Origin of the sequence: Nonomuraea sp. NPDC050202 (assembly GCF_040656115.1) — a bacterium.
In the GTDB taxonomy this organism is placed as follows: domain Bacteria; phylum Actinomycetota; class Actinomycetes; order Streptosporangiales; family Streptosporangiaceae; genus Nonomuraea.
Genome location: NZ_JBFALF010000013.1, coordinates 34988 through 47032, shown reverse-complemented (window position 1 = coordinate 47032; position 12045 = coordinate 34988). Strand labels below are relative to the sequence as shown.

Below are 12045 nucleotides of genomic sequence, written 5' to 3'. Positions count from 1 at the left end.
GATATGACAGGAATGTGACGGTGGTCAAAGATCTCGTCAAATAAGTGCATTTCCGAACACACCGCGATGACCTGGTGACAGGTCCTACAATCCCCACATGCTCTCTGACAGCAGCGTCACGCCGGCAGTCAACAGCGGTGAGGTGTCCGAGCCCGGCGACGCCTCCCGCGAGCGGTCCGTCCCGTCCCGCCGGTTCGCCGCGGGGACGAGCGGCGTCCGGGGGCTGCTGCTCACGCTTCTCGGCGGCTACGTGCGCTCGCCCGGCCAGGCCACGCCCACCTCGGCCTTCGTCGAGGCGCTGGGCCGCCTCGGCGTCAGGGAGGATGCCTGCCGGCAGGCGCTGGCCCGCGCCACCGCGGACGGCTGGCTGCGCCCGAGCCGCGAGGGACGGTACACGTGGTGGCGCCTCAGCCCCGCCTTCGGGCAGTTCCTGCGGCTGGGCGCCGAGCGGATCCTCCGCTTCACCGCGGCCCAGCCCGACTGGGACGGCCGCTGGCTGGTGGTCCTGGCGCGAGCGGCGGAGACGAACCGGCCGGCACGCCACCTGCTGCGCACGCGGCTGCGGTGGGCGGGGTTCGGCAACCCAGCGCCGGGCACCTGGGTCAACACGCACACCGACCGGGCCGGAGAGGCCGAGCTCGTCCTCGACGAGGCCGGGGTCCGCCGGGAGGCGCAGATCTTCGTCGCGGAACACCTGTCGGGCGGCGAAGCGTCGGCGCTCGTCCGCCAGGCGTGGAACTTCGACGAGGTCGAGCGGGAGTACGAGGCGTTCCTCGCCGCGTTCACCCGCCCGCCCTTCAGCGATCCGCTGGTCCGGCTCACCAGGCTCGTGCACGACTGGCGCCATCTCGCACTCATCGATCCGGAACTGCCCGCGGAGCTCCTGCCTGCGGGATGGCGCGGCGCCCGCGCCGCGCGGCTCTTCCGCGAGCAGCACGCGAGGTGGGCGCCGGCCGCGTTGCGCGAATGGGAACGGATCAGCGCGCGAACGCGATGAACCGGGGTTTGCGCGCCTGATGACTATCTTTCCAGGCACCCGGTCAGCAATAATCTTGACCGCCATGATCCGGTGAGTCGCAGGAGGATTGATGCGCAAGGCACGCGCGGTTCTCGTCTCGGCCGTTCTGGCCGTCGGAATGTCGTTGTCGATCGGCGCCGCCCCGGCGCACGCCGAATCGGTGAACGGCGTCTACCGGGAATACTCGGAATGCCAGCGGGTCGGCAGCTACGGCGACGACCAGGGCTGGTGGGACGATTGGCGATGCGAGTGGAAGAGTCAGTATCACTACTACTTCCTCTACGCGTGACACCGTGAAACGGACGCGTCCCCCGGCTCCTGAGGGCCGGGCCAGGGGACGCGCCACCGTGCCGGCGCGACTCCTTGAGGCGGTGCGGGGCGGCTCGGCGGGAACCGATAGATTCGGTGCATAACCGCTGCGTGCGCGCGCCTTTGCCGCCGCGCGTGACCGGGCGGCGTCCCCGCCCGCTCGCCTGATCCAAGGAGCCCCCGTGACCGTTCCCCATGTGCCCGACGTGCATCCAGCCTGGCTGCCTCCCGAGGCCTTCCGCGCGGCCGGCGCGCGCCGCGTGCTCGTGCTCGGCGACGACTCGGCGCTCGCCGCGACCGTGCGGGCCGAGGTGGCCGGCGCCTGCGAGCGGCACGGCGGCGCCGTGGCCGCGCCCGGCGAGGCATGCGACCTCGTGCTCGCCCTTTCCTCGGCCGGCGACCTGCCGCCCGCCGTACAGGCGTTGCGGGGGCCGGAGATCGGCGCCGAGGGTTTCGTGCTGGCCCGGCAGGACGGTGTCACGGCGGTGCTCGCCGACGACCCCTCGGGCTTGTTGTACGGCTGGTTCGAGGTGGTGCGGCTCGGCGAGGCGGCGTTCGGCGAGGCCCGGCCGGCCCGGGCGCACCGCCCCGCGCTGCGCCGGCGCATGCTGGACCACTGGGACAACATCGACGTGCACCCGGTGATGGGCCAGGTCGAGCGCGGCTACTCGGGCGGTTCGATCTTCTGGCGGGACGGCGCGCTGCGCGCGGACCTCACCCGGGTGCGCGCGTACGGCCGGCTGCTCGCCGCGACCGGCGTCAACGCGGTCGCCGTCAACAACGTGAACGTGCACGCCGCCGAGGCCCGCCTGCTGACCGACCGGCTCGGCGAGGTCGCCGCCATCGCGGCGGAGCTGCGCCCGTACGGCATCCGCGTGCACCTGTCGGTCAACTTCGCCTCCCCGATCGCGCTCGGCGGCCTGGACAGCGCCGACCCGCTGGACGAGGCCGTGCGCGAGTGGTGGGCGCGCACCACCGAGCGGGTCTACGAGACGATCCCCGACTTCGGCGGGTACGTGGTCAAGGCCGACTCGGAGGGCCAGCCGGGACCGTTCGCGTACGGTCGCAGCCACGCCGACGGCGCGAACATGCTGGCCGACGCCCTGGCCCCGCACGGCGGCGTGGTGTACTGGCGCGCCTTCGTCTACAACCACCGCCAGGACTGGCGCGACCGCTCCACCGACCGCGCCCGCGCGGCCCACGACCATTTCGCCCCGCTGGACGGCCAGTTCAGGGACAACGCGATCCTCCAGGTCAAGTACGGCCCCATGGACTTCCAGACGCGCGAGCCGGTCTCCCCCGTGATCGCCGCCATGCCCGCCACCAGGCTCGCGGTGGAGCTGCAGGTGACCCAGGAGTACACCGGCCAGCAGCGGCACGTGTGCTACCTCGGCCCGATGTGGAGCGAGGTGCTCGGGTTCCGCTTCTGGGGGCCGGGCGAGCGCACGGTCGCCGACGTGGCCGCCGGCGGCGGCCTGGTGGCCGTCTCCAACGTGGGCGACGACCCGTACTGGACGGGTCATCCGCTGGCCCAGGCCAACCTGTACGCGTTCGGCAGGCTCGCCTGGTCCCCCGAGCTCGACCCGGCGGCGATCCTGGACGAGTGGATCGGCCTGACGTTCCCCGGCGGCGACGGCCTGGTGCGCGACACGCTGCACGAGATGATGGACGGCTCCTGGGAGACCTACGAGCGGTACACCGCGCCGCTCGGCGTCGGCTTCATGGTCCGCCCCGGCCACCACTACGGCCCCGACGTGGACGGGTACGAGTACACGCCGTGGGGCACCTACCACTTCGCCGACCGCGACGGCGTCGGCGTGGACCGCACCCGCGCCACCGGCACCGGCTACACCGGCCAGTACCCGGCGCCGTGGTCGGAGGTGTACGAGTCGCTCGCCGAGTGCCCCGACGAGCTGCTGCTCTTCTTCCACCACGTGCCGTACGAGCACGTGCTGCAGAGCGGCGTCACGGTCATCCAGCACATCTACGACAGCCACTTCGCGGGCGCGGAGGAGGCGGCCGGGATCCGGCTGGCGTGGGAGAAGCTGGCGGGCTCCGTGGACCCGGCGCTGTACGCGCGGGTCCAGGAGCGGCTCGACGAGCAGGTCCGGTGCGCGCAGGAGTGGCGCGACCAGGTCAACACCTATTTCCTGCGCAAGTCGGGGGTGCCCGACGCCCGCGGCAGGCAGATCTGCTGAGCGGCTTACTGACGGGTGAAGCGCTGCTGGACCTCGGTGATCATCGAGCGGCTGTTCCACAGGAGCGTCGCGGCGAGCACCGAGGCCAGCAGCGCCAGCACCGCCTCCGTGGCGACGAGCGTGACCCCGCCGGCCACGATGAGCAGGCACGCGTTCGCCAGGGTGGCGGCGGGGAAGCGGCCCAGCGAGTACGCCGCCAGCTTGGCCACGTCCACCGCCCTGAACGCGAACAGCGAGGTGATGACCAGCGCGTTGGCCACCCACAGCGTGGCGCCCGCCGCCAGGACGACCAGCAGCGCCCCCCACCAGCCGGGCACCCCGGCGGCCGAGAAGTTGCCCAGGTTCGTCCCGACCAGGGCCAGCCCCGCCAGCCAGGGGACCCAGATCTTCATGGACGCGCCGAAGTTGAGCCGGTAACCGCGCCAGAACGCCGACGCCGGGCGCAGCTCGGTCAGCTCCCGGCCGCGGTGGCGCAGCGCGTACAGGGCGGCGGACAGCGCCGGGCCGGCGGGCAGCAGGCAGGCGGCCATCAGCGGCACGTTGCTGGCGTCCCGGTCGAGCAGGACCAGCACCACCAGGCCCGGCACCGCGGTGAGCAGGACGAGCAGTTCGACGACCAGCAGGGTGTAGATCAGGGCGGAGGCCCGCGAGAGCGGGCCGGTGCCGAACTTCCGTGAGCTCGTCACGTCGCTCATCGCGTGCCCCTCTCCAGGTGTCCCGGGCCGTCGCCGGTCACGTGCCCTCCGCCAGGCCGAGCAGCCGGCGGTCGTCCCACCACGGCGGGGTCTCGTCCACCACCGGGGAGAGCTCGACGAGCGTGACCTCGTGGCGGTCGAGCGTCAGGTCGAGCTCGACCGTCCCGCCGGTGACCGGCAGGCTCCGGTGGCGGCGGACCGGTTCCGCCGCTTCCCGGAGGATATCGAGCTGCTTGGGGTGCGGTGACCGGGGACGCCCCATTTCAGACCAGGCCGTCCACGCGTTGCCCATCTCCTCGCTCACCGACGAGCGGAGCATGAAGGCCGAGCCGCCCTGGAACGGGATCGACAGGCGCACGGTGTGCCCGGCGACGGCCGGACCTCCCGTGACGTCCACCGGAGCCCACGCCAGCACGGTGACCCGGCCGCCGGAGTCCCTGGTCACGAGGTGGTCCTCGCCCCGGGTCAGGAGCTGGTCGCCCATGCGGGCCATGAACGCGTACAGGTGGTAGGTGGGCTTCTTGATCTGCCGGTGGGTCAGCAGGCCGAAGCCGCCGTGGAAGATCGAGGTCGGGATCCCGACCTCCTCGAACATGTCGCTGAACGTCCAGTACGAGAAGGAGTCCACCAGCTCGCCGCCCTCGGCCAGGACGGGGGCCAGGTAGGCGGCGTTGAAGGCCGTGTCGTGGATCGGGTTGTCGGGGCGGTAGGAGGAGTTGAACTCGGTGATGTGCACCGGCAGGCCCGCCAGCGGGCCGGCCGCGAGCTGGCGCCGCGTGGTGGCGAACTGCTCCAGCAGGCCGGAGGCGGGCCCCATCGTCTGGTGCACGCCGAACGGCACGTGCTGGGCCGGGCCCGAGGTGTAGGCGTGGCGGCTGAGGAAGTCCACCGGCACGTCGCGGGCGGTGACGAAGTCGGCGAAGCGCGGCATCCACTCGTCGGAGCCCGGCGAGATGGAGGGGCCGCCGACCTGCAGCGACGCGTCCACGTCCTTGATCGTGCGGGCGGTGATCTCGTACAGGCGGTGGTAGGCGGCCTCGTCGGCGTCCTGCCAGAAGTCCTTGAGGTTGGGCTCGTTCCAGACCTCGATCGGCCAGCGGCGCACCCGGTCGAGGCCGTAGCGGTCGATGAGGTGGATGAGCGTGGCCCTGACCAGCTCGGCCCACTCCTGCCACGAGCTGGGCGGGGTGACGTTGCCGCGCCACCAGAACACGGTCTGCTCGCCGGAGGCCAGCCCCGAGGGCATGAAGCCCAGCTCCAGGAAGGGCTCGATGCCGATCTCCAGGTAGGCGTCGATGACCTGGTCCAGGTACGTGAACGCGTGCCGGACGCGCCGCTCGCCCCCGTACTCGTAGGGCCGGTGCACGCCGACGCCGTCGCTGAACAGGCCGTGACCGCGGATGTGCCGGAAGCCGATCTCCCGCTGGACGAGCGCCAGCGAGTCCTGGTAGTCGCGCCGCAGCGCGAGGTCGAAGCGCCCGGTGCCGACGCAGAAGCGCCAGGCGTCGGACAACCGCCCGGAGGGCTCGCCGGGGACGGGGTTGCGCATGGATCAGTCCTTGGGAAAGAGGCGGCCGGGCCGCCCCCGGCAGGAGGGGACGGCCCGGCCTGAGGGGAATCAGCCGCCGTGTGCCTTCTTGAACCGGTCGTAGGCGCCGTTCACGAGGGTGACGTACTGCGTGGAGTTCTTGGACTCCAGCTCCTTGACGTAGGCGTCCCACTCGGCGAGGTCACGCTCGCCGAGGATGAACTTCAGCGTGTTCTGGGTGACGTGGTCCTTCAGCGGCGTCTCCCAGAGCGAGACCTGGTCGCGCTCCTCCTCGCTGAGCGGGGCGGCCGGCTCGACCGGCCACTGCTTCCTGGTGTTCATCACCTTCTGGAACTCCATCTCCTCGTCCGAGAACGTGGACTGGAGCAGCTTGGTGGGGCCGCCGTAGGCGAACACGCCGTTGCCGAAGCCGAAGTCCTTCTGCAGGTGCTTGGGCGCGCCGGGGTTGAGGCCGACGTAGTCGACGCCGTCGGCCAGCTTGTACTTGCCGGAGGAGTCCTTGGTGAACGTGGTGCCCTCGACGCCCCACTTGGCGAACTCCATGCCGGCCTCGGAGTACCACAGCCAGTCGATGAGCTGCATCATGGCGACGAAGTTCTTGTTCTCCGTGGCCTTCTTGGAGATCATGATGCCGTTCTCCAGGCGGCTGGCGAACTTGAACTCGCCCGCCGGGCCGATCGGCACCGGGATCTTGACGATCTTGGCGTCCTTGTCGTTCTCGGTCAGCGCCGCCCGGTAGTCGTTGATCAGCGTCTGCGCGTTGGTGCTGATCACGAAGGACTTGCCCGAGATGAACTTCTGCTTGGCGGCCTCGTCCTGCTGGGTGAAGCTCTCGGGGTCGAGCAGCTTCTCCTTCACCAGCTTGTTGAGGTACTCCAGCGCCTGCTTGTACTGGGGCATGGCGCCGGTGTAGACGAACTTGCCCTGGGCGGCGTCGAACGTCGCGTGCTGGTACTCCCAGCCGCCCTTGCTGCCGAACGCCTGCGCGATGAGCTTGATCAGGTTGCCGCCCGGCGTGGGCACGCCCCACCGGTCGGTCATCGGGTACAGGTCCGGGTACTCGGCCTTCATCGCCTTGAGCATGTTGTAGAAGTCGTCCAGGGTCTTGGGGACTTCCAGCTTCAGCTTCTCCAGGATGTCGGTGCGCACCGCGAAGGAGTAGTCGGCCCACGCGGCCTCGTGCAGGCCGGGCAGCAGGTAGATCTTGCCGTCCGTCTGCATGATCGAGTTCAGCTCCGGCTGGAGCTGCCACTTGGCGATCTTGTCCTGGAAGTTGGGCATCAGGTTGAAGTAGTCGCTGACCGGCAGGATCGCGCCGGAGGAGACGAACGCCTCCTCCTGCGGGTGGTACGTCTTCGGGATGATCAGCGGGGCGTCGCCGGAGGCGATGAGCAGGCTGCGCTTCTTCTCGTAGTCGCTGAGCGGCACCTCGACCGGCTTGAGCGTGACGTTGGTCCGCTTGGTCAGCTCCTGCCAGAACAGCCAGTCGGGCTTGTTCGGGTAGAACGAGTGGTTGTTGTAGAGCACGTCGAACGAGAGCGGCTCGGTGGCCTTGAACTGCTGGCCGACGCCGTACGACGCCATCGATCCCGCCTTGTTGGCCGCGTCCGTGGCCTTGGCCGGGGTCTCGCTGTCGCTGCCGCAGGCGGTCAGGGCGAGGGAGGCGAAGGCACCGAGGCCGATGATCGCCTGACGCCGCGAAATGTCGCGCATGGGGGGAATCCTTTCTGGGGGTTGGGGAGGCGCCGGGAGGTCAGCCCTTGACCGCGCCGAGCATGACGCCGGAGACGAAGTAACGCTGGACGAACGGGTAGATGACCAGGATCGGCAGGACGGTGAGCACGATCGTCACCGCCTGGATGTTGGCCCCCACCTGCGTCACTTCCGCGGCCGCCGCGCCGTAGGAGTCGGCGCCGGTGGCACCGGCGATGAGGTTGCGCAAATAGACGGTCACCGGGAACAGGTCCGACCGGTCCATGTACAGGAACGCCGCGAACCAGGAGTTCCAGAACGAGACCGCGTAGAACAGGATCATCGTGGCGATGACCGCCTTCGACAGCGGCAGCACGATCTTCCACAGGATGCCGTAGGTGTTCAGGCCGTCGATGGCGGCGGCCTCCTCCAGGTCCTGCGGCAGGCTCTCGAAGAACGCCTTCATGACCAGGAGGTTGAACACGCTGATGGCGTTGGGCAGGACGATGGCCCAGATCGAGTTCTTCATGCCGAGGCCGGTGATCAGCACGTAGTTCGGGATCAGGCCGCCGGAGAAGAACATCGTGAAGACCGCGACGCCGATCAGGAGCTTGCGGCCCTTGAGGTGCTGCTTGGACAGCACGTACGCGTAACACGTCGTCATCACCATCGCGATGAACGTCGCGACGACCGTGTACACGACCGTGTTGCGGTAGTTCGTCCAGAACATCGGGTCCGACGCGACGATCTGGTACGTCGTCAGGTTGAACCCCTTGGGCAGGAGGTTCACCTCGCCCGCGCTGATGGCGCTCTGGGAGCTGAACGAGCGGGCCAGGATGTTGACGAACGGGTAGAGCGTCACCACCACCACCAGCGTCAGGATGACGCCGTTGAACCACTGGAAGACGCGGTAGCCCCGGGTCATGTCGTGCGTTGTCACCACAGGCTCGTCCCAACTGTGCGACGGGAGATCACATTCGCCGAGAGGATCAGGACCAGGCCGACCAGCGCCTCGAACAGGCCGATGGCCGCGGCGTAGCTGAAGTTGCTGGCCTCCAGACCCATCCGGTACAGGTACGTGGAGATCACGTCCGCGGTCGGGTACGTCAGCGGGTTGTACAGCAGGAAGACCTTCTCGAAGCCCACCGCCAGGAACGTGCCGATGTTGAGGATCAGCAGCGTCACCGCCGTCGGCCGGATGCCCGGCAGGGTCACGTGCCAGATCTGCCGCCACCGCGAGGCGCCGTCCATCCGGGCGGCCTCGTAGAGCTGGTCGTCGATGGTGGTCAGCGCGGCCAGGTAGAGGATCGTGCCCCAGCCGACCGTCTGCCAGACCTCGGAGCCGACGTAGATCGTCCGGAACCAGTCCGGGTCCTGCATGAACGAGATCTTCTCGTTGCCTATGTAGCCGAGGAACGCGTTGATCGGCCCGTCGATCGCCGTCATCTGCATGACGAGACCGGCCACGATCACGATCGACAGGAAGTGCGGCAGGTACGACACCGACTGCAGGAACCGCTTCAGCGCGCGCCGCCGAACCTCGTTGAGCAGCAGCGCCAGGATGATCGGCAGCGGGAAGCAGAAGATCAGGGTCAGCGCCCCGAGGATCAGCGTGTTGCTGAACACGTTCCAGAACGTGGGATCGTTCAGGAACATCTTCACGTAGCGCAGGCCGACCCACTCCTCGCCGAAGAGGCTGCCGCCCGGCTCGAACTTCCTGAAGGCGATGATGTTGCCCAGCATGGGCAGGTACCGGAAGATCAGGAAGAACAGCAGCGGCAGGACCGCCAGCGAGTAGAGCTGCCAGTCGCGGCGCAGCGCGCGTCCCCACGAGCTGCCGCCCTGACGCCGATGGCTCTTCGGGGCGGGTTCGGCCTCGGGCTCGCGCGCCGTGCCGACACTCAGCGTCTCGGATGTGCTCATCCTCGGCCCTCCGGGGGGTTGCGGTCGATGTGCGCCGGCGCCAGGAGGTGCCGCCCGTGGCCGACCTCGCGCTCGGGACCGGTCAGGCGCAGCGGCAGGGTCGCCACGGCGTCCGCGCACGAGCGGCCGAGGCGCAGCTCGACGTCGCCCGGCTCGACGACGCGGCGGCCGTTCGCCCCGGCGAACGACGTGACGTCCGCCGGGACGGTGAAGGTGACCCGCGCGGACTCGCCCGCCTCCAGCGGGACGCGGGCGTAGCCGATCAGGCGGACCACCGGCCTGGTCGTCTGCGCGACCGGGTCGTGCAGGTAGAGCTGGACGACCTCCGCGCCCTCGCGGGATCCGGTGTTGCGGACCGTGACCTGCACGGTCACCTCGCCGTCCACCGCCCACTCGGTCGCGCCGGCGCTCGCGCCGCTCCACTCGTACGTGGTGTAGCTCAGGCCGTGCCCGAACGGGTACGCGGGCGTCGGGTCCACCGACGACACGTCGGAGCGGCGGCCCAGCGGCGGGGCCAGGTACGTCGCCGGCAGGCCGCCCGCGTCGCGCGGCACGCTGACCGGCAGGCGGCCGGTCGGGTTCACGGCGCCGGTCAGCACCTCGGCCAGGGCCTGGCCGCCGCGCTGGCCGGGGAAGAAGCCGTACAGCACGGCCTTGGCCGCGGCCACCTCGTCGCCCAGCGCGTACGGGCGGCCCGCCAGCAGCACCAGCACCACCGGGGTGCCGGTCGCCAGCACGGCCTGCACCAGGTCGGCCTGCACGCCGGGCAGGCGCAGGTCGGTGGCGTCGCAGCCCTCGCCGGAGGTGCCGCGCCCGAACAGCCCGGCCCGGTCGCCGACGGCCAGCACGACCACGTCGCTGCTCCCCGCCAGCTCGACCGCCTCGGCGAAGCCGGAGGTGTCGTCGCCGGTGATCGCGCAGCCGGGCGCGTGGGCGAGGCCGGGGACCAGCGCGCCGAGCGACTCGCGCAGCGTCGGCAGGTCGAGGCCGAGGCCCTGCTCGGGGTGCGGGCCCACGTGGTTGGGGAAGGCGTAGCAGCCCAGCATCGCCATCGGGTCGTCGGCGACGGGGCCGATGAGCGCCACCTTCGCCGCGGGGTTCAGCGGCAGGACGGCGTCGTCGTTGCGCAGCAGCACGACGGCCTCGCGGGCCAGCCGCAGGGCGAGCTCCTGGCTCTCCTCGTCGTCGAGGCGCACGTCCTCGGCCGGGCCCGGCAGCGGCTGCCAGCCCTCGTCGAGCAGGCCCTGCTCGGCCTTCTGGATGAGCACGCGGCGCAGCGCGCGGTCGATCAGCGCCTCGGCCACCGACCCGGCCTTGACCGCGTCGACCAGCGGCGCGCCGAACGTGTCCACCGTGGGCAGCTCGACGTCGATCCCGGCCTTCAGCGCGAGCCCGGCAGCCTGCCCGCCGTCGGCGGCGACCTTGTGCAGGCGCTCCAGGAACCGGACCGAGAAGTAGTCGGCGACCACGGTGCCCTCGAAGCCCCACTCGTCGCGCAGCAGCCCCGTCAGGATGCTCTCGTCGGCCGCCACCGGCATGCCGTCGATCTCGGCGTAGGAGTTCATCACGGAGCGGGCGCCGCCCAGGCGCAGCGCCATCTCGAACGGCGGCAGCAGGACGTCCGCCAGCTCCCGGGGGCCCATCGCGACCGGCGCGAGGTTGCGCCCGCCGCGCGAGTTGGAGTAGCCGGCGAAGTGCTTGAGCGTGGCGACGATGCCGGCGCCCTCCAGGCCGCGCACGTACGCGGCGCCGAGCGTGCCGACCAGGTAGGGGTCCTCGCCGATCGTCTCCTCGGTACGGCCCCAGCGGTAGTCCCTGGTCACGTCCACCACCGGGGCCAGGCCCTGGTGGATGCCCGCGCGGCGCATGGACCGGCCGATCTGCGCGGCCACCTGCTCGACCAGCTCGGGGTCGAAGGAGGCGCCCCAGCTCAGCGGCGCCGGGTACACGGTCGCCCGCCAGGCCGCGAAGCCCGTCAGGCACTCCTCGTGCACCTGCGCCGGGATCCCGAACCGGCTGGCCCTGACGATCTCGGCCTGGGAGGCCGCCAGCGAGCGCGCCCCCGCGACGGGGTCGACCGGCGCCGTCCCGAACGGGCGCGTGAGCTGGCCCAGACCCTGCCGGATGGCGTCGTCCCACTCGGGACCGGCGCCCATGTCCGTCTGGTGCGGGGCGACGCCGCCCCCCGACGCGTCGGCGCCGACCCACACCCCGACGAGCTGGGCGATCTTCTCCTCGAGGGTCATGAGCGGGATGAGCGCGTCGGCCCGCTCGGCGGGCGACAGCCGGGCGTCCCGCCATGGCTCGCTCTCGCCGGGCGCCGAGCGCGTGTCGATTGGTTCCTGGCCCCTCATGCCATCCCTTCGGCCATGACGGCGCCGCCCGCGGCGAGAGCGGGGGGTGTTACGCGGGGGTGACGCCGAAACTTTCAAGCGAATCTGTTTAATATTGCGGCAACATAAGGGGCCCGTTGAATCGTGTCAAGAGTGGGGCCAACCTGCTATGTTGCAGATCCTGCCCGCGGCCGGTCCGCCCCTGTCACAGGTTCGTACAGGCTCAGCGAGGCGACAAATTTCCCGAAACTTTCGGAAACACGAGTGAGGCGCCGTCATGACGGACACCGCTTCGAGTGGCCCGCACCGGCCGACTCCGGCGTCCCGC

At 70.5% G+C, this 12045-nt stretch carries 9 protein-coding genes; 3 read left to right on the top strand and 6 right to left on the bottom strand.

All coding sequences use genetic code 11. The features are described from left to right. The first annotated feature begins 97 nt into the window (after positions 1-97). The 3 genes from AB0I79_RS30310 (at position 98) to AB0I79_RS30300 (ending at position 3525) form a co-directional block, all read left to right on the top strand. Entirely contained in the window at positions 98-997 is a 900-nt protein-coding gene (locus AB0I79_RS30310) for a PaaX family transcriptional regulator C-terminal domain-containing protein (protein WP_357879870.1), read from the top strand. A 91-nt stretch (positions 998-1088) separates the two neighbouring features. Then, positions 1089-1307: a hypothetical protein gene (locus tag AB0I79_RS30305; protein ID WP_357879867.1), complete on the top strand. Its 219-nt coding sequence runs from the start codon at positions 1089-1091 to the stop codon at positions 1305-1307. 202 nt (positions 1308-1509) lie between these two features. After that, complete coding sequence (locus AB0I79_RS30300; RefSeq protein ID WP_357879864.1) at positions 1510-3525, top strand: alpha-glucuronidase; 2016 nt, start codon at positions 1510-1512, stop codon at positions 3523-3525. A gap of 5 nt (positions 3526-3530) precedes the next feature. On the opposite strand, the gene AB0I79_RS30295 is transcribed toward AB0I79_RS30300, so the two are convergent. From AB0I79_RS30295 to AB0I79_RS30270, 6 genes are all read right to left on the bottom strand, one after another. Then, positions 3531-4220 carry a YesL family protein gene (locus AB0I79_RS30295; protein ID WP_357879861.1) on the bottom strand — a complete coding sequence of 230 codons (690 nt, stop codon included), beginning with the start codon at positions 4218-4220 and terminating at the stop codon, positions 3531-3533. A 37-nt stretch (positions 4221-4257) separates the two neighbouring features. After that, the gene (locus tag AB0I79_RS30290; protein ID WP_357879858.1) at positions 4258-5769 is read right to left on the bottom strand and encodes a hypothetical protein; all 1512 of its coding nucleotides are present in this window, start codon (positions 5767-5769) and stop codon (positions 4258-4260) included. A 69-nt stretch (positions 5770-5838) separates the two neighbouring features. Continuing rightward, positions 5839-7482, bottom strand: coding sequence for an extracellular solute-binding protein (locus tag AB0I79_RS30285; RefSeq protein ID WP_357879855.1), 1644 nt, complete (start codon positions 7480-7482; stop codon positions 5839-5841). Positions 7483-7522: 40 nt separating this feature from the next. Further along, complete coding sequence (locus tag AB0I79_RS30280; RefSeq protein WP_357879852.1) at positions 7523-8401, bottom strand: carbohydrate ABC transporter permease; 879 nt, start codon at positions 8399-8401, stop codon at positions 7523-7525. Next, complete coding sequence (locus AB0I79_RS30275) at positions 8398-9384, bottom strand: ABC transporter permease subunit (protein ID WP_357879849.1); 987 nt, start codon at positions 9382-9384, stop codon at positions 8398-8400. Before AB0I79_RS30275 ends, AB0I79_RS30280 begins: the two co-directional genes overlap by 4 nt. Further along, complete coding sequence (locus AB0I79_RS30270; protein ID WP_357879846.1) at positions 9381-11738, bottom strand: glycoside hydrolase family 3 N-terminal domain-containing protein; 2358 nt, start codon at positions 11736-11738, stop codon at positions 9381-9383. Before AB0I79_RS30270 ends, AB0I79_RS30275 begins: the two co-directional genes overlap by 4 nt. Between the last annotated feature and the right edge of the window lie 307 nt (positions 11739-12045).

Coding starts and splice junctions, on each gene's coding strand:
- AB0I79_RS30285 (WP_357879855.1), bottom strand. CDS start 7,482: ATGCGCGACATTTCGCGGCGTCAGGCGATCATCGGCCTCGGTGCCTTC.
- AB0I79_RS30270 (WP_357879846.1), bottom strand. CDS start 11,738: ATGAGGGGCCAGGAACCAATCGACACGCGCTCGGCGCCCGGCGAGAGC.
- AB0I79_RS30290 (WP_357879858.1), bottom strand. CDS start 5,769: ATGCGCAACCCCGTCCCCGGCGAGCCCTCCGGGCGGTTGTCCGACGCC.
- AB0I79_RS30275 (WP_357879849.1), bottom strand. CDS start 9,384: ATGAGCACATCCGAGACGCTGAGTGTCGGCACGGCGCGCGAGCCCGAG.
- AB0I79_RS30295 (WP_357879861.1), bottom strand. CDS start 4,220: ATGAGCGACGTGACGAGCTCACGGAAGTTCGGCACCGGCCCGCTCTCG.
- AB0I79_RS30305 (WP_357879867.1), top strand. CDS start 1,089: ATGCGCAAGGCACGCGCGGTTCTCGTCTCGGCCGTTCTGGCCGTCGGA.
- AB0I79_RS30310 (WP_357879870.1), top strand. CDS start 98: ATGCTCTCTGACAGCAGCGTCACGCCGGCAGTCAACAGCGGTGAGGTG.